Genomic DNA, 16747 nt, shown 5'->3' with positions numbered 1-16747 from the left:
GCCGTTCCGGGATTGTTTTAATTGAAGCGCCCCGCGGCATGGGCGAGCATCGTGTAGACCTTGCCCGTATCGGATGTGAGATAGGTCTGCGTCATCGTCTTGTCGCGATCGTTGCGGGCGACATCGGCGAGCAGCTTCTCGAAGTCCGAGATATAGCGGTCGACGGCGGTGCGGAATTCCGGCTCGCGTTCGTATTTGCGCTTGATCTCGTCGAAGGTCTGCTGGCCCTTCAGCGTGTAGAGACGACGGGTGAAGACGTCGCGCTCGCCGCGCTGGTAGCGTCGCCAGAGATCGACGGAGGCATCGTGATCGATGGCGCGGGCGATGTCGACCGACAGCGAGTTCAGCGATTCCACCACATGGCGCGGGTTGCGGTTGTCGGCCGGGCGGGCCGGCTGGGCCTCGGTGCGCGGCTGGCCGAACTGGCCTTCCTCGCGCGAAGCATTGCGCAACAGGTCGCGCATCCAGCCGCCTTCGCCGGACGGCCGGGTTTCCGGCTCTGCGGACGGGGGCTGTACGCGCTGCTGCGGCACCGCCGCGGCTGCGCGCTCGAGCCCCAGGCTGCCGCGCAGCGGCGGGCTGTCCTCACGGCGCGGCTGCGGCCGGGCTTCCGGGGCGGGCTCGCGATTGACGGCCGGCGGTTGCGGAGCAGGGGCGGGGGCCGCGGCCGGGATCGGGCGCGAGACTTCCAGGGCGGAGGAGGATTTCCCGATGATGTCGGACAGGTCCTGCAAGGCCTTGATCTGCTCGCTGACGGCGCGGCGCATCTGGGCGGCGTTTTCCTTGGCTTCCTCGGGCAGGTCGAACGCCCCCCGCTTCAGCTCTCCGCGCGTCTCGTCGAGTTCGCGGCGGATATCGGAGGCGGCACGGCGGATCTCCTCGGTCGCGCCGGAGAATTTTCCGACGGCTTCCTCGACCGCCAGCCGCATCGCGTCGCGCATCTGGCTGGTGGCGGCCTCCGACTTCTTGCCGGACTCGTCGATCAGGCGATTGACGTCGGAGAGCGAGGCGCCGACGCTGCCGCGCAGGCGGTCTGCGACATCCCTGGTGCGCTCCTCGGCGCGCAGGAAAGCGCCCTCGACGGACTGTCCCGCTTCCTCGCCTGCCTTGACGAGCGCTTCGCGCAGCGTGCTGGCGGCGGCTTCGGCGCGCTTCTCGGTCTCGCCGAGAATATGGCCGACCTGGGTGAAGGTGTTCTGGATGCCGCCGCGCAGGTTGCCGGCGATCTGGCCGGAACGCTCCTCGGCGCGGGTAAAGACGCCTTCCACCATGCCTTCGAGGCCGCGCATGGTGTTCTCGATTTCCTCCGAACGCTGCACCAGGCCGACGGACAGGGTCCGCAGGGCGTCCTGGCGTTCCTCGAGCGTGGAGACCAGGTTCGACTGGGCGGCGGCCAGCAGGTCCGAGGCCTGCGAGAGGATCTTGGAGTGATCCTCGAAACGGCCGACGATGCCGCCGATCTGCGACAGGGTGCCGGTGGAGATATCGGTGAGACGGTCGACCTTGCCTTCCAGCAGCCGCGACGAGGTCGAGACCATGTCGGCGGCGCGTTCGGCAGAGGCGGAGAAGCGTTCGGAACCGGCGGTCAGGGTCTGGTCGACGGCCGACAGCGTCTCGCTTGCCTCGCTCACGAGGCCGGCGATGGCGCCATTGCTCTGGGAGAGGCGGGAGATGAGGCTGAGGACATTGGCCTGCAAGCCGTTCTCGATATCGCGCATCGCGCCGGCGGCCTCCTCGGTGCGGCTGCTGATCGCTGCGAGCGTATCGGAGGTGCGGGCGGTGATCGCCTCGATCAGCGCCGTATTCTCGTTGCGCAGGCGCTCCGCGCCTTCACGGGCCGCACTGGCGAGATTGTCGGCGGCTTCGCGGCCGGTCGCGGCATAGCGTTCGACGACCGGGCGTGCTTCCTCATCGATGAGACGGGAGAGTTCCTCGGTGCGGCTGGCCAGCATCGAGTTCAGTTCGCGGGTGCGATCGTCGAGCGTCGTGCGGATGGACGCGCCGCGCGCCTCCAGCGCTTTCTCGACGTCGCTCAGGCCGGTGCGGATCGCCTCCGCCTGGCCTTCCAGCTTGCCTTCCGTCTCGGCGAAGCGGGCGACGGCGGCGGCGGTGGTTTCGTCCACCGTGCGGGCGAAAGCCTCGTTGCGCGCCGTCAGGTTGCCGGCGAATTCCTCGCCGGTGCGGGCCATGGTCTCGGCCGCACGCTGGGCTTCCGTTCCCATTTCCTGGGCCGCGCGCGAGACGGCGCCGCGCAGGGAGTTGCTGAGATTGGTGAATTCCTCGCCGGTGCGGGCAAGCGACTGGGCGGAGCGAAGGGCCTCGGCGTCGAGATCCTGTGCTGCCTGGGAAACCGCTACGCGCAGCGTCTGGGCAAGGCCGGCGGCCTTGCCGTCGATGGTGGCATTGACGTTTTCGAGGCCGATCGTCAGGGCGCGATCCATCGTGCCGAGGCGTTCGTCGATGCGGCCGGTATGCTCGTCCATGGAGGTGGCGATGCGCTGGACGGCGTCGCCGGTAGCGCGCTCCAGATCGCCGATGCGGCCGGTCAGCACGCTATCGACCCGGTCGCCGGCCTCGGCCGCGACGCGCTCTATGTCGCCGACCCGGTTTGCAAGCGTGCTCTCGATCCGTCCGGCGATCTCGTCGCCCGCCTTCTCGATGGCGTCGACACGGCCGTCTAGTGCGCCGTCGATCCGCCGGCTCGCTTCGTCGGTGACCCGTTCGATATCGCCGACGCGGCCGGTGAGGACGTCGTCGATGCGGCCGGCGACATCGTTTCCGGCCCGTGCGATTGCTTCGGCATGACTGGAAAGCGATGTCTCGATGCGTTCGGAAGCGGCCGCGCTGACGCGTTCGATATCCGTGACGCGGCCGGCAAGCGCTGCGGCGATGCGGGCTGTCGTCTCGTCGCCGATACGGTCGACTTCGGAAAGCGGACGGGACATGGCGTCGGAAATGCGCAGCGACACGTCGCTGCCGACCTGGTCGAGATCGGCGAGGCGTTCCGCCAGCGTATCGGAGATGCGTGCGGCAGCGGTGTCGACGATGCCGGACACGGTGTCGACACTGCTTCCGACGCGGGCTTCGAGCTTGCCGATGTGCTCGTCGAGCTGGCCGCCGACGCTGTCGAAGCGGCCGGAGACGCCGTCGAGGGTCTGGTTCATGCGCTCGCCGAAGGCGTCGGCGGCGGCGGCGATCTGCCGCGAGGTTTCATCCAGGCGGCCGGCGACGGCGCCGGCGCTGTCGCGGACGCGCTGGTCGAGCGAGGCGGCGCTGCCGTCGATGGCGCGGCGAAGGGCTTCCTCGTGCTGTTCGAGCGACAGTTCCAGCATGCCGGCGCTGGTGGCGATCGACGTGCCGATGCTGGTGGCCTGATCGTTCAGCGTTTCGGCGAGCTGTTCGCGGCCGGTGGCGATCGTCGTGCGAATGACGTCGATGCGCTCGTCGAGCGTGGTCCGGATCTGCTCGTGGGTGGAAACCAGCGAGCCGGCAAGCTCCGCCGCACGGCCGGACAGCGTTTCGGCGATATCGGCGGCGCGGCCGGAGAAGGCATCGGCGAATTCGGTTGCCTGACCTTGCAGGACACCGCCAAGCTCGCGGCTGCCTTCCGTTAGGGCCGTTTCGACGCGGTCGGCTGCGGCGCTGATGACGCCGTGCAGCGCACCCGTGCTTTCGGTGAGCGTGCCGGCCAGCGTCGTGGTGCGGGCGGTCACCAGATCGTCGATCTGGCGGGCGGCGTCGGAGGCGGCTGTCTCCATGCGTTGGGCGGCGGCGCCGACGGTCTGTTCGAGCTGGCCGCCGGTGCGGTCGAGCATGCCCGAAAGGGCGGCGCTGCGCTCGGCAAGCGCGGCGTCGATGCGATCGTGTCCGGCGGCGATGCTGTCGGCTATCGCCGAGCCGTGTGTTTGAAGCGTTTCGGTCAGGCGGCGTTCGCTTCCCGCTACGATGTCGGCCAGCGCGTCGGCGCGGGCGGCAAAGCCCGATTCGATGCGGTTCTGCACCTCGGCGAGACCGCCGAGAAGGGCGGTGGATTTTTCCGAAAGCACCGAACCGATACGCGCATGCGCCCCGGAGACGGCGTTGCCGATAGCTTCGGCATGGCCGGAAACCGAGCTTTCGAAGACCTCCTGGCTGGTGCCGAGTGTGGTGGCCAGCGCGAGCGACTGGTCGGTCAGCGTCGTGCCGAGATGGTCGATGCTGGAGGCCAGGATGCCTTCGATGGATTCGCTTCCGCTCGCCACGGTCTCATTGATGCGGGCGAGGCTTTCCATCAGCTTGGAGTCGAGAGAGCCGGCACGGCGGTCGAAGGCCTGGGTGAATTCCTCGACCCGCTGGTCGAAGGCGCCGGCGATCTGGCCGACGGTCGCCTGCATGCGCTCGTCGAAGAAGCCGGTGCGCAGATCGAGATCCATGATCGTGTCGTCGGCGGCGTTCTTCAGGCTCTGGCGGAACTGCGCGCCCTTTTCGTCGAGAGCGGCGTTCATGGACTGGATGACGGTATCGAGCCCGTCGGTGACGGCGTGCTGGCCGACGGAGAGGCTCTCACTGATCTCGCGGGTGCGGGCGATCAGCGTCTCGTTGAGCTGGCGGGCGCGCTCGTTCAGCGCGGCGTTGAGCTTTTCCGTATTGGCGTCGAGCGTGGAGGCGCGCGTTTCGAATTGCTGCAACAGAGCCTGGCCCCGGGTGTCCAGCGTGCCGGCGAGCTGTTCGAGACGGTTGTCGAATTCGTTGGCGAGCGCCAGGCCGGAGGAACTCAGGGTGGACAGCAGGCTGTCGGTGCGGGCCGAAAGCATGTCGCCGATCGATTGCGACGCGGCGTCGGATTTCTCCATCAGCATGGCGGCGCGGGTGTCGAGGAGCGAGGCGAAGGCCTCGCCGGAGGTGGCGAGACGACCGGCGATGTCTTCGCCGGCGGTCGCCAGTTCTTCCTTCAACTGCTCATGCGCGCCGGAAATGGACGAGCGGATGCGTTCCGCGTGGCTGACGATCGCCTCGCGCTCGTTGCCAAGCTCCTGCACCAGCGTGCGCACGCGCATCTCGTTGTCGGCATAGCTGCGTTCGAGGGCGTTGACCTCGGAATGGACCAGGGTTTCGAGTTCGGTCGCCCGGGCGATCGTGCGCTCGATACCCTCGTTCATCGCCGAGACCTCGCGGCGGACAGCCTGACCGACGGACATGATGCGGTCGGTCGCCACGGTTTCCGGTTCGGAGAGGCGCAGGGCCACCTCCGCCATGGACCGTGCGGCGCTGCGCAATTCGTGGGCGCGCGAGATCATTGTCGCGAAGGCGAAGAACAGGAGGACCGGCATGAGGATCGCCACGGCGAGCCCGACCACGCCGGGCAGCGCGACGATCTCTCCAATGGAGCGGATTTGCCAGATCTGGGGTGCGTAGAGAAGATTGGCGACGCCGAGGCCGCCGATGATCCAGAGCGTGGAGACCAGCGTCGCCATGCGCAGCGGTCCGCGGCCGGAGCGCACGTCCAGCGACTTGAGGATGGCGGCCGGAGACTTGCGCGAGCCGTCATTGGCCGGCGCGAAAACCGGGGCGCGGGGAGCCGGATCGGGACCGCGCGGCGGTGCTTCGGCGGTGCTTTCCGCCGGCGTGTTCGGACTGCGGCTTGCGGGTTCAGACATACGAGCCTCCGACGCGTCCTTCTTCGCGGGCGTCTCTGGCGCAAAATCGTCGAAGTCGATTCTCAGGGCCTCTTCAAGGGCCTGAAAGGCCTTGTCGTCGATCGACTCGGTGGACTTGTTCGTCGCCATGCGGATACGCCTCGTTACCATGTCCGAATTCGCTTCCCACACGTCCCGCCGCTGCTCAGGCATGTGCGAACCGGTTCGGATGGCGGCCCGGTCTTGCCGTAAACCCTCATGGTCGTACGGCGTCCGGTCCCCCTTCATTCCAAACTTGCTCGATAAACCGAAACCGGGGATGGAAGTATCTCCGAAAGCGGCTTATCCACCGGGACTTTCCCGACCGTATCGTAGTGACACATTCCCCGGTATCACACAATTCGTTGCGATCTCCCTTCCCGCGAAACTTAACGGAAGGTTAATGCGGGCGCGGCTGTATCATTCTGGATTAACTGCAAAAACGGCAATTTTGGCGCCGTTAACCATAGTTTGCGATTCCCGCCTTCACACTGCCGTCTTTTAGGGGAATAGCCGCATTGCGCAGGCCAGACTGGTCTTACGTGCGGACGGGCTCCGGCCCCGGAAAACGCCGGCGGACAGAGTGGGCATGCGCCACAACGGCACAGCAAGGAGACCTGGCAATGGCGGCACTGAGTATTGCGTTCGACGCGCCGGACAACGGCGGCGGCAGCGGGCAATTTTCCGAAAGGCCGATCGATTTCGAGCATATCGCCCGCCAGACGCTGGGTGACAAGGCGCTGGAACTGGAAGTGTTGCAGCTTTTTGCGCGTCAGGCGCGCGCCAGCATGAAGGAACTTTCCGGATCCTCCGGCGCGGCGCGGGCGGCGGCGGCCCATCGGCTCAAGGGATCCGCGCAGGCGGTCGGCGCAGGCCGGGTCAGCCAGGCCGCACAGGCGCTTGAAGACCAGCCCGACGATGCCGGCACGCTTTCGGCGACCGCCGCCGCGGTGATCGAGGCGGAAAACTTCATTCTCAAGCTCTGCCGCTGAGGGCCGTCCCGCCGAAGCACCGGCGCATGCGAGATGGCGGAAGGCGCGGACGGACCGACCGTCGCGCCGGCGCTTCCTCATGTTGACTGCGGCGGGTTTTTCGTGGAAGTAACCCCGAAATACCGGTGATCCGGCCTTTCGGGGCCGCCGCCGGCTCTCTCCACACGGCCCGGCACGGGCATCCACAGGATCCGGAACCAGACATGAGCAAACTCATCATTGTCGCCTTCGATGGCGCGCGCCACGAACTGGATGTCGCCCCCGGCACCACGGTCATGGAGAATGCCGTCCGCAATTCCGTGCCCGGCATCGAGGCGGAATGCGGCGGCGCCTGCGCCTGTGCGACCTGTCACGTCTATGTCGACGATGCCTGGACCGAGGTGGTCGGGCCGCCGGCGGCAATGGAAGAAGACATGCTGGATTTTGCCTATGAGGTTCGCCCGACCTCGCGCCTTTCCTGTCAGATCAAGATGTCGGATGCGCTGGACGGGCTCGTGGTTCACGTTCCCGAGCGTCAGGCCTGACGTCACCGCGCCGACAGGAGTTTTCATGGCCGGGCTTGCCGATGCGGATGTGGTTCTGATCGGGGCCGGTCCCGTCGCGCTGTTTTCCGTATTCCAGCTCGGTCTCTACGGGCTGACGTGCCATCTCGTCGACAGTCTCGACCGGGCGGGCGGCCAGTGCATCGCGCTTTATCCCGACAAGCCGATCCACGACGTTCCCGGCTTTCCCGCCATCGACGGCGAGGAACTGACGGCGCGGCTGATGACGCAGATCGCACCTTTTTCTCCGACCTTCTCCTTCGGCCGGACCGTCTCCGGGTTTGCGGCGGAAGAGGACGGGCGCTTGCGCGTCTTGCTGGACGGCGCGGAGAGCCTGTCGGCGCGGACCGTCGTCCTTGCAACGGGGCTTGGCGCCTTTCATCGGGAGGACGGCGAGGCGTGTCTCCGGCCAGGCCCCTCCCGCGACTGGCCGCTTGCCCGGACGGGCGATGCCTTCCGGGTCGGGGCGGAAACCTTCGAGACCACGACGGCCGGCGTCTTCGCCATCGGGGACGCCTGCCATTATCCCGGAAAGCTGCGGCTCATCCTGTCCGGCTTCCACGAGGCGGCGCTGATGACGCAGGCCGTGCGGCGACGCCTTGCCGGTGGTGGGCGCACGACGCTCGAATATACGACCTCGACACGGGTGGCGAAAAAGCTTCGCGGCGCGGCGGCCGGTGAGGAATGACCACGAAAAAAATGCCTCGCCGACCGGTTAGGGCGAGCGAGGCAAGGAGGGCGCATCGCAACAGGGAGGGAGGAGAAACCTGCTGCATACCGGGGATGCGCCGGGAGAACCTGTATCAAAACGATCTGGAGACTGCGGGGATCGCGTGAGTTCCTTCCCGCGCATCTCGTTGTATCGACAATAGAGCGCTTGACGAATGTCTGCTATCGCTAGAATTCACCAGTATTTTCCGTGAAAAATGGCCGGTTTTCCGCGATATGGGAGAGATTCGTTAATCTCTTGTTAATCAATACATAGGGCGGCCGGAATTCGATTCGGAATGCGTGCGCTACGGCAAGTCCGGATGCTCCGGGCATTGCATGCAGCCGGCGCTTACTGCGTCTGGCCCTTCAGCCGATAGGTCAGGAGCCGCATCATGCGGGCGTCGAAGTTTTTCGCCTCCACCCGGTCGAAGCGGGCCTGATCGGCGTCATGGGCGGCGACGGCATCCGCCGTGGCGCGGTCGACGCGCGTCTGCATGCGGGCGCAGTCGGCCTGTGCGGGCAGCCGGGTGAGGGTGCGTTCCAGCGCCCGGGCATGATTGCGGGCGATTTCCGCATGACGCTCCTCATGCCGCTTGATATCCCGGGACAGCGTGTCCCAGACGAGCGCCAGCGAGGGCTCGGCCCGCCGCCGGTTCTTCCAGCGCGGCAGGATAATCTGCGTGGACAGCGTGACCGTCGCCTCGCCAACTGCGCAACGGGTGCCGCGGCGCACATAGGTGACCGAGCCGCCCCATTTGATGCGTGTCGCACCGGGATGACGAGCGCCGTTCCGCCTCATGACCGGACCCCGCCTGGCGAGTTCCGCATCGAGTTCCGCGGCGGTTTTCCCGCCAACAGGAAAATAGGAAAAGCTTTTGGTGATGACCGTTTCTGCGCGGGCTGGCTGGAGGGGGAGACAGGCGAGGGTGGCGAGAACGAGCAGACGCGCGACATAATTCATTCTTGTCCGTATTCCTTTCGTCACCGGCGGCTTGGGTCGCCGGTTGAACTTCGCTTAAGCTTGAGGCATAGCCACCGCGAGCGCAACACCCTTTCCGGTCCCCTGGCCGGCCGCCGAAGGATACCGACATGTTTTCTCCGTCCGCCCCTTTCCGCTGGAGGCTGGCCCATGGCCGCGATCTGGAACTGGGGCCGCGCGGCGTGTTGATGGCGATCGTCAATGTTACGCCGGATTCCTTCTCCGACGGAGGCCGCTTTGACAGCGCCGACAGGGCGGTCGCGCGGGCGATCCTCTGTGTCGAAGAGGGGGCGGAAATCCTCGATATCGGCGGAGAATCGACGCGACCGGGGGGCGCGCCTGTCAGCGCCGAGGAGGAGCAGGCGCGTATCCTGCCGGTCATCGAGGCGCTGGCGAAGACCACCGACGCTCTGATTTCCGTCGATACCTATCGCGCCGGGACCGCCCGTCTGGCGGTGGCGGCGGGCGCGCATATCGTCAACGACGTGCATGGATTGCAGCGCGAGCCGGAGATCGCCCGTGTTGCGGCCGAAACCGGGGCGGGGCTCTGCATCATGCATACGGGGCGCGACCGTGAAAAATTGCCGGACCTGGTGGAAGATCATTACTACTTCCTCAACGGCTCGCTGGAAATCGCGCGGGAAGCCGGCGTGAACAGGGAGGCGATCGTGCTCGATCCCGGCTTCGGTTTCGCCAAGGATACGGCGGAGGATCTGGAACTGATGGCGCGTTTCGGCGAGCTTTTCGGCTTTGAACTGCCAATGCTCGCCGGCGTCTCGCGCAAGCGCTTCATCGGGGCGGTGACCGGCCGCGACCTGGCGGAGCGGGATGCGGGCACGGCGGCCGCCACGGCGCTGTTGCGTCAGGCCGGCGCGGCGATCTTCCGGGTGCATGATGTCGCAATCAACAGGGATGCGCTCCGCATGGCGGATGCTATGCTGGAGGCCGGACGCAAGGTGAAGGCGCGCGAGAGCCGCGGCTGAGGCGAGACAGGATGAACCGATGACCACCACCTATACGATCTTGCTCAAGAATTGCGCCTTCTTCGCGCGGCACGGGCTGCATGACGCGGAGGAATTCCTCGGCCAGCGCTTCTTCGTGGATGCCGAACTGGAGGTGCGGCCGCTGAAGCCGTTGTCGGACGACGAGATCGATTCCACCGTCGATTACGGCGTCGCCTTCCAGGAAATCGAGAAGATCGTCACCGGCCGCCGCCGTTATCTCATCGAGGCGCTGGCGCAGGAGATCGCGACGGTGCTCGTCCAGCGGTTTCCGCAGATCGGCCGGGCGCGCATCACCGTGCGCAAGCCCAATGCACCGGTGCCGGGCGTGCTCGACTATGTGCAGGTGACCGTCGATCATGTCGTCTGACGGCTGGCGCCGCGCCGCGCTCGGTCTCGGCGGCAATATCGGCGATCCGGCGCGGGCGATGGCGGAAGCGTTGCGTTGCATCGACGCACGGGCCGACTGCCGGGTCTTCGCCGTCTCGCGCCTCTATCGCACGCCGCCGTGGGGAAAGACCGATCAGGACTGGTTCTTCAACGCCTGCGCGCTCGTCGACACGACGCTTGGACCGGAATCCCTTCTCGACGCCTGTCTCGATATCGAGAAGGCCATGAAGCGGGTGCGGGCCGAGCGCTGGGGGCCGCGCACCATCGATATCGACGTCTTGACCTACGAGGGCGTGGAGCAGACCGGCGGACGGCTGGAACTGCCGCATCCGCGCATGAGCGGGCGCGGCTTCGTGCTGATGCCGCTTTGCGATATCGCGCCCGATCTTGTCGTCGAAGGCAGGACGGTGCGGGAGTGGCTTTCGCGGGCGGATGTGACGGGGATCGAACCGGCAGACGCCGGGCCGGACTGGTGGCGGGACTGAAACGGTCCCGCCCTGATCTTCATTCCGACGCGACGCCTATTTGATCGAGCCGACGGCGATCGTGTCGAGGTCGCGGTTGAGCGACATGCCGATGACGGGGATCATCCGATCCTCGACCTTCACCGAGATGGTGATGTTCATCGTGTTGGCATCGTCGAGGCTGGCGACCATCGCGCCGTTCAGCTTCTGGCGGTTGATGCCGACGACGACCTTGTTGCCCTTGACCTGGCCGGAGGTGATATCCATGCCCTTGCCGGCCGCGCCGTCGAGGAACTTGCCCTTGTAGGTGCTGCCCGCCTGCGAGATCAGCGCCGACATCGGCTGCTTGAACACACCGACCCGGCAAAAGCCGTCCAGCTTGATGCCGACCGTCTTTTCCGGGCTCGAATCACCGGTCAGGTCGCAATTGAATTTGGTGCCCTTGTACTTGCCGGCGACGATCTCGCCGCGGCCGGACCAGCTTCCGGCGACCTGCTCGAAGAACGCCTTGTCGCGCGACCCGGCGAAGACGGGCGCGGCGAAGGCGGTTGCAAGCATGGCCGTGGCGGAGAGGCCGGCGATCAAAGAGGTGCGCGAATACATGAACGTTCCTTGATGGGCATCGGCCTTGCGGCCTGCTCTGGATGCCGCAGGTTTGCGCGAAAATGGTTAATGAACGGTTTGCGGATGGCCGTCGCGGCCCCGGTTGCGCGGTGATTTCCGGCGATGATCGGCGGGGTGTTGCAGTCCGGTCACGCCCGGTCGCGCAGCTCGGCGTTTCCCCGTGGCGTCAGGTCCGAAACGAAATCGCCGATGCCGGGGCGACGCAGCGCCCGGAAAGGCATGGGCCGGCACAGGTCCATGGCGGCGATGCCGATGCGCGCGGTCATCAGGCCGTTCACCACGCCCTCGCCGAGGCGGGCGGAAAGCTTCGAGGCAAGGCCGTGGCCGAGCACCTGCTGCACCAGTCCGTCGCCCATGGCGATCGATCCCGTGACGGCGAGATGGGCGACGACGTCGCGCATCAGCCGCAGCATGCCGATGCGTCCCGGCCGTGCGCCATAGAGTTCGGCCATGGCGCGCACCAGCCGGCTGCATTCGAAAAGGACGTAGCCGAGGTCGATCAACGCGCGCGGGCTGACGGCCGTGACGATGGAGACGCGCTTGGCCGCGCCGAGGATGAGGGCGCGCGCCTCGCGGTCGAGCGGGGCCATGAGCTCGCGTTCGGCAAGATCCACGAGATGGGCCGAATCGATGATCTCGTCCGTCGTTTCGGCAAGCCGGGCGCGGCCGCGCGCCGTCTGCGGACGGGCGGCGAGAAGATGCACGAGACGGTCGACGATGGCCCTGCCGCCGGCCGGAGAGGAGGCCTGCGCGGCCTCCGTCACCGCCTGCTTGAGATCCTGCACGGCGGCGAGCCGGCGCAGGCCGGACAGTTCGCGCAGCACGATGGCGAGAAGCGCGAGCGCCGCCGTCCCGGCGGCCGCGACGGCGAGGTAGCCGAGCCAGTCGTTGCGGCTGAAGAGGTCGCGGATCAGCGCATCGATCCACAGACCGAGCGCTAGCGAGACCAGCAGGCCGAGGGCGCCGGCGGCGATACGGCCGAGCGTCAGCCGTCGCCGGCGCGGCGTTGCGACCGGCGGCGTCAGTCCAGGCAGGTCCGCCGTCGTGGCGATGAACGGATCTTCGGCGTCGGGCGTCAGCGTCACGGCATCGTCGAAGGTGGCGGGCATGCGCGGCTTGCGGGCCGATGGCGCTTCGGCCGGGCTATCGTCCGGCAGCGGGAAGGCGGCGGGCTTGCGGGGACGATCGTTCATGCCAGCCGGTCTCCGATCAGATATTGCAGTGCCCGGTCGAGGCGGATGTGCGGCACGGATAATCTCAGTCCGCCGCCCGTCTCTTCGAGCGGCGGCGGCCGGAACCGCACGAAGTTGAACAATGCGGGAGCATCCCCTTCAGGAATCGATTCAAGCGCCTGAAAAAGTGAATCCGGACTTTCCGGCAAGTCCCCGGGAAATATGGCGGTTTTCTTTTCGCCGTCGAAGGTCTCGCCATTGATCGTCTCGCCGGCGATCGGTGTTCCGACGATCACCGGCAGGTCCTGCCCGTCATGCCGGACGGTCGCCTCGCGGGTGGCGCGCACGGCGGCGAGCGCCATGACCTCGATGCCCGCGCCGCTCATGCCGATGCGGTCGATGGCGCGCTCGACGAGACGGCGGGTCAGCGCCTCCAGCCGGGGGTGGCTTTCGTGGTGCAGGTGGTCGGCCTTGGTGGCGGCGATGACGACGCGGTCGATGCGCCTTGTGAGCAGCGACGACAGGAAACTGTTCGCGCCGGGACGGAAGCAGGCAAGCACGTCGCCGAGCGCCCGCTCCAGATCATGGACCGCCTCCGCACCGCGATTGACCGCCTGAAGCGCGTCGACCAGCACGATCTGCCGGTCGAGCCGGGCGAAATGCTCCCGGAAGAAGGGACGCACGACATGCGTCTTATAGGCCTCGTAGCGGCGTTCCATCATCGCGTGCAGCGAATCTTTCCCCGGCCGGCCGTCCGCAAGGGCGGGGAGCGGCGCGAAGGTGAGGGCGGGCGAGCCCTCCAGGTCGCCGGGCATGAGGAAGCGGCCGGGGGGCAGGGTGGAAAGCGAGCGCTCGTCGGATTTGCAGGCTTTCAGGTATCCGGTGAAAGCTTCCGCCAGCTTGCGGGCCGTGGCTTCCTCGGCCGTGGCCTCGGGATCGACGGTTGCGGAAAGGGCGAGCCAGTCGCGGGCGAGTTCCGCCCGGATGCCGCCGCCGGCAAGCGCGGCCGTATTCTTGCTGAAGGTGCGATAATCCTGTGTGAGCAGCGGCAGGTCGAGCAGCCATTCACCCGGATAGTCGACGATGTCGATGGACAGCCGCCCCGGCGACAGCAGGCGGCCCCAGCCGCTGGCGCTTTCGTAATCGAGCGTGATGCGAAGCTGCGAGATCGCGCGGGTGGAATCCGGCCAGATGCGGTCGGTGACCAGCGCGTGGATATGATCCTCATACTGGAAGCGCGGCACGGCGTCGTCAGGCTGCGGTTCGAGGCGGACGCGGGAGACGCGGCCGGAACGGATCGCCTCGACGAGCGGCAGGCGGCCTCCGTTCAGGAGATTGTGGACAAGGGCGGAAATGAAAACGGTCTTGCCGGCACGCGAAAGGCCGGTCACACCGAGGCGGACGGAAGGGCTGACGAGGCTGGCCGCACGTCCGGCAAGCGTGTCGAGCGCCAGGCGGGCCTCGTCGGTAAGGGTGGTCAGTCTAGGCGGCAAGGTCTCTTTCCAGCATCACAAACGATATAGGATGCGCGCCGGGAATAGAAAAGGGGTGCGCGATCTCCTGTTCCTGCGAGGTTAACCCTTGCCGTGCGGCGTGACGAAACCGGAAAAGCGTCCGCCGCCGTGTTCCGTCTCGGTCGGTCGTGTGTCGAAGTCGATGATCGCCAGGCCCGCCGTCGGATAGCCGAGCGGGATGGCGGCGGCGATGACGGCATCTCCGGCAAGGCGATGGAAGAATTCCTCGATCATCGGATTGTGGCCGACCAGCATCACGGATTTTTCCCGCCGTCCGGCAAAGGCGATTTCCGCATAGGCGCCGACCGCGCCGGAATAGAGCGCATCGATATATTCGACGGGCAGTTCTTCGCTCATGGTCCGCCGGAAGGGAGCGGCCGTCTGGCGGCATCGCACGGCCGTGGAGGAGATGATCACATCCGGCCGATAGCCCTGATCGGCCGCCTCCTCGGCGATGACCTCGGCTTCCGCGAAGCCTTCGTCATCGAGCGGCCGGTCGAAATCCCGCTGTCCCGGCCGGCCCGGGGCGCTGCGGGCATGACGCAGGAGATAGAGGCGGAATGCAGGGCTGCCGAGCGTTGCCAAGGCGTTTCTCCATGCGGCGCGGAATGCGCTCCCGGTGATTTCTGTCGTTCCTGCCGGAAAAGATCAACCGCTTTCGCACTGCGGCCGGCCGGTGTCCCTCACCAGGGCCGGCCCGCCGCGGCGGTCTTCAGGCGATGAAAATCCACAGTTTTGCTTCCGCTTTTTCATCGATTTGCCATCCCATTGTAATCGTGATGAAATATTGGTCGTTTGGAGGTGAAGAAACGGGCAGATCATAAATGCGTGGGCAATCCCCGGAAGGCTTGAATCGCATTATCTGTGGGGATATACAGCGCCCCTTGAGATGTTCTTCAGGAGAATCGCGTGAGTGAGAAGATCGATCTTAGAAATGCCGTCCTGGATGAGGGTGGGGATTTCATGAATGTCAGCCAGCGGGCTTACTTCCGAGCAAAGCTCAACGCCTGGAAAAACGACATTCTGCGCGAAGCGCGCGAAACCCTCGACCATCTGGCGGAAGAAAGCGCCAACCACCCGGATCTCGCCGACCGGGCTTCCTCCGAAACAGACCGCGCCATCGAGTTGCGCGCGCGTGACAGGCAGCGCAAGCTGATCTCCAAGATCGATGCGGCGTTGCAGCGTCTGGACGAGGGAACCTACGGCTATTGCGAGGAGACCGGCGAGCCGATCGGCCTCAAGCGCCTCGACGCCCGGCCGATCGCCACCTTGTCGATCGAAGCGCAGGAGCGTCACGAGCGCCGCGAAAAGGTGTATCGCGACGAGTGAAGGGTCACGGCGCGGCGAAAAGCGGCGCGCCCGTCTTTCATGCCCGCCGCCGGCAACGGCGGGAGGCGATGGATATCGAACGCCATCCCGGAAAAGAATGCCGCCCGGCTCGGCCGGGCGGCATTCCGGTTTTTGGTTGCGGGTCGTCGAGGATCAGTTCTTTCGGTTGACGGCGATCTCGCCCAGCAGGCGGGCCATCTCCGCTTCGGTTTCTTCGCGTGTTCTTGCGTCGGGCTGGCTGTTTGCGGCATTCGCCGCCCCGAGCGCGGTCGCCTGAATCTGCTGCGGCGTCAGGCGTGGCGCGGCGGCTTCCATTTCCGCTTCGAGCATCTTTTCAAACTCGCTGACGAGGGCCGGATTGTCGGCGGCGCTGGCGGCGGGATTGGTGATTGCCGCCTGAGGGGCGGCCGCAGCGGCGGCGGATGCATGAGGCGGAGCCGGACGGGGTGAAGCGGCCTGCGGCGCGGGGCCGGTCGGCAGAACGCGCTGCCGCGCTTCCTCCAGCATCGCTTCGGCCCGGCGTTCCGGCATGGAGGCGCCGGGCCGAAGCGGATCGGCAGGCGGACGTGCGGATGTCGCGGCGGGCGGCGGCTGAACGGCTTCCCGCGGCGCGGACTGGGCCGGGGGTGGCCCCGAGACGGGCTGCGGGCGCGTCGGGGCCTGCGCCGGTGCCGGTGCCGGTATGCGCGATGGGTGGGATGCCTCGGTCTCGTCGCCGGCGTAAAGCACCTTCCCCATGCCGGAGACGGTTTCAGGCGTCTGGACGGGGCGCGGCGTGATGCGCGCCGCTGTTCTGGCGGCCGCCGGCGGGCGGGCGGATGGAGCGTCCGCCGCGGCAGGCTGAGCCTCGGCCACCACCGTCGCGGGCGATGCGCCGACGATCCGTGTTTCGATCACGATATCGGTCGGGCCGCCGATCATGACGAGATGCTCGACGTCGTCGCGGCGCAGCAAAACGAGCCGCCGGCGCGTATCGATGGCGGCGGCGTCCAGCACGGCGAGACGTGGCGTGCGGTTGCGGCCGCCGCGGATGAAGGGAGAGGAGGGGCGTCCCCGGACGATCCACAGCACCAGCGCCAGGCAGAGAAGGCCGAGCAGCACCACGACGGCTGCGACCGCGAATTTCGTGCCGTTGTCGGCAAGAATCTGTTCGAACATGGGGTGGGGCTCCTTTTCGGCACAGTGGCGGCATTTGACGGCTTTTTTCGGGCTCCTACAAGCCGCCGGACGCGGTTGTCCAGCGCGGATTGTCCCCGTCCATCGGTGGATCGCGCCTGAGCCGTCGGGAATTTCCGGTGCTGCCGGTGTAATATTCCCTGTGAATTCGCCCTCTTGCTTCCCATTGGCGGCTTTTTGCGCTTCCCTCGGGCAGATA

The 16747-nt window shown here is 66.7% G+C and carries 14 protein-coding genes; 7 read left to right on the top strand and 7 right to left on the bottom strand.

Translation table 11 applies throughout. From position 1 onward, the window contains the following. Nucleotides 1–17: 17 nt before the first annotated feature. Nucleotides 18–5765 carry an apolipoprotein A-IV repeat region-like domain-containing protein gene (locus tag KYK29_RS01580; RefSeq protein WP_254689095.1) on the bottom strand — a complete coding sequence of 1916 codons (5748 nt, stop codon included), beginning with the start codon at nucleotides 5763–5765 and terminating at the stop codon, nucleotides 18–20. Nucleotides 5766–6277: 512 nt separating this feature from the next. Between KYK29_RS01580 and KYK29_RS01575 the strand changes: the two genes are divergently transcribed. From KYK29_RS01575 to KYK29_RS01565, 3 genes are all read left to right on the top strand, one after another. Beyond that, the gene (locus KYK29_RS01575; protein WP_254689094.1) at nucleotides 6278–6646 is read left to right on the top strand and encodes an Hpt domain-containing protein; all 369 of its coding nucleotides are present in this window, start codon (nucleotides 6278–6280) and stop codon (nucleotides 6644–6646) included. 203 nt (nucleotides 6647–6849) lie between these two features. Next, nucleotides 6850–7170 (top strand): 2Fe-2S iron-sulfur cluster-binding protein, encoded by a 321-nt coding sequence (locus KYK29_RS01570; protein WP_254689093.1) that lies wholly within the window; start codon nucleotides 6850–6852, stop codon nucleotides 7168–7170. Nucleotides 7171–7195: 25 nt separating this feature from the next. Next, on the top strand, nucleotides 7196–7876 hold the full coding sequence (locus tag KYK29_RS01565) for an NAD(P)/FAD-dependent oxidoreductase (protein WP_254689092.1): 681 nt from the start codon (nucleotides 7196–7198) through the stop codon (nucleotides 7874–7876). Nucleotides 7877–8248: 372 nt separating this feature from the next. Here KYK29_RS01565 and KYK29_RS01560 read toward each other — a convergent pair whose 3' ends face one another. Then, complete coding sequence (locus tag KYK29_RS01560) at nucleotides 8249–8860, bottom strand: DUF922 domain-containing Zn-dependent protease (RefSeq protein ID WP_254689091.1); 612 nt, start codon at nucleotides 8858–8860, stop codon at nucleotides 8249–8251. Between the two features lie 128 nt (nucleotides 8861–8988). Here KYK29_RS01560 and folP point away from each other — a divergent pair, with 128 nt between their 5' ends. The 3 genes from folP to folK are packed head-to-tail and all read left to right on the top strand — an operon-like array spanning nucleotide 8989 to nucleotide 10754. Continuing rightward, a complete protein-coding gene (gene folP, locus KYK29_RS01555; RefSeq protein WP_254689090.1) occupies nucleotides 8989–9861 on the top strand; it encodes a dihydropteroate synthase in 873 nt (290 codons plus the stop codon). Between the two features lie 19 nt (nucleotides 9862–9880). After that, nucleotides 9881–10249: a dihydroneopterin aldolase gene (gene folB / locus KYK29_RS01550; RefSeq protein WP_254689089.1), complete on the top strand. Its 369-nt coding sequence runs from the start codon at nucleotides 9881–9883 to the stop codon at nucleotides 10247–10249. Continuing rightward, entirely contained in the window at nucleotides 10236–10754 is a 519-nt protein-coding gene (gene folK / locus KYK29_RS01545) for a 2-amino-4-hydroxy-6-hydroxymethyldihydropteridine diphosphokinase (RefSeq protein ID WP_437437223.1), read from the top strand. The genes folB and folK overlap by 14 nt, the downstream gene beginning before the upstream one ends. Before the next feature lie 36 nt (nucleotides 10755–10790). Here the strand turns inward: folK and KYK29_RS01540 are convergent, their stop codons facing one another. The 4 genes from KYK29_RS01540 to KYK29_RS01525 form a co-directional block, all read right to left on the bottom strand. Beyond that, on the bottom strand, nucleotides 10791–11336 hold the full coding sequence (locus KYK29_RS01540; RefSeq protein WP_254689087.1) for a hypothetical protein: 546 nt from the start codon (nucleotides 11334–11336) through the stop codon (nucleotides 10791–10793). Between the two features lie 149 nt (nucleotides 11337–11485). Then, on the bottom strand, nucleotides 11486–12550 hold the full coding sequence (locus tag KYK29_RS01535) for a YcjF family protein (protein ID WP_254689086.1): 1065 nt from the start codon (nucleotides 12548–12550) through the stop codon (nucleotides 11486–11488). Beyond that, nucleotides 12547–14022, bottom strand: coding sequence for a YcjX family GTP-binding protein (locus KYK29_RS01530; RefSeq protein ID WP_254689085.1), 1476 nt, complete (start codon nucleotides 14020–14022; stop codon nucleotides 12547–12549). The genes KYK29_RS01535 and KYK29_RS01530 overlap by 4 nt, the downstream gene beginning before the upstream one ends. Nucleotides 14023–14103: 81 nt before the next feature. Next, nucleotides 14104–14628 (bottom strand): SixA phosphatase family protein, encoded by a 525-nt coding sequence (locus KYK29_RS01525; protein WP_254689084.1) that lies wholly within the window; start codon nucleotides 14626–14628, stop codon nucleotides 14104–14106. A 324-nt stretch (nucleotides 14629–14952) separates the two neighbouring features. On the opposite strand from KYK29_RS01525, the gene dksA reads away from it, so the two are divergent. Beyond that, the gene (gene dksA / locus KYK29_RS01520; protein ID WP_437437207.1) at nucleotides 14953–15372 is read left to right on the top strand and encodes an RNA polymerase-binding protein DksA; all 420 of its coding nucleotides are present in this window, start codon (nucleotides 14953–14955) and stop codon (nucleotides 15370–15372) included. A gap of 153 nt (nucleotides 15373–15525) precedes the next feature. Here the strand turns inward: dksA and KYK29_RS01515 are convergent, their stop codons facing one another. Next, nucleotides 15526–16530, bottom strand: coding sequence for a flagellar biosynthetic protein FliO (locus tag KYK29_RS01515; protein ID WP_254689083.1), 1005 nt, complete (start codon nucleotides 16528–16530; stop codon nucleotides 15526–15528). Nucleotides 16531–16747 lie beyond the last annotated feature (217 nt).

Origin of the sequence: Shinella daejeonensis, from assembly GCF_024281235.1 — a bacterium.
GTDB lineage: Bacteria > Pseudomonadota > Alphaproteobacteria > Rhizobiales > Rhizobiaceae > Shinella > Shinella daejeonensis.
The sequence above is the reverse complement of the archived record's forward strand: the minus strand, read 5'-3'. Positions and strand labels throughout refer to the sequence as shown.

Excerpts from the sequence above, each read along its gene's own strand:
- KYK29_RS01580 (WP_254689095.1), bottom strand. The coding sequence starts at position 5,765 with ATGGCGACGAACAAGTCCACCGAGTCGATCGACGACAAGGCCTTTCAG.
- KYK29_RS01575 (WP_254689094.1), top strand. The coding sequence starts at position 6,278 with ATGGCGGCACTGAGTATTGCGTTCGACGCGCCGGACAACGGCGGCGGC.
- KYK29_RS01570 (WP_254689093.1), top strand. The coding sequence starts at position 6,850 with ATGAGCAAACTCATCATTGTCGCCTTCGATGGCGCGCGCCACGAACTG.
- KYK29_RS01565 (WP_254689092.1), top strand. The coding sequence starts at position 7,196 with ATGGCCGGGCTTGCCGATGCGGATGTGGTTCTGATCGGGGCCGGTCCC.
- KYK29_RS01560 (WP_254689091.1), bottom strand. The coding sequence starts at position 8,860 with ATGAATTATGTCGCGCGTCTGCTCGTTCTCGCCACCCTCGCCTGTCTC.
- folP (WP_254689090.1), top strand. The coding sequence starts at position 8,989 with ATGTTTTCTCCGTCCGCCCCTTTCCGCTGGAGGCTGGCCCATGGCCGC.
- folB (WP_254689089.1), top strand. The coding sequence starts at position 9,881 with ATGACCACCACCTATACGATCTTGCTCAAGAATTGCGCCTTCTTCGCG.
- KYK29_RS01540 (WP_254689087.1), bottom strand. The coding sequence starts at position 11,336 with ATGTATTCGCGCACCTCTTTGATCGCCGGCCTCTCCGCCACGGCCATG.
- KYK29_RS01535 (WP_254689086.1), bottom strand. The coding sequence starts at position 12,550 with ATGAACGATCGTCCCCGCAAGCCCGCCGCCTTCCCGCTGCCGGACGAT.
- KYK29_RS01515 (WP_254689083.1), bottom strand. The coding sequence starts at position 16,530 with ATGTTCGAACAGATTCTTGCCGACAACGGCACGAAATTCGCGGTCGCA.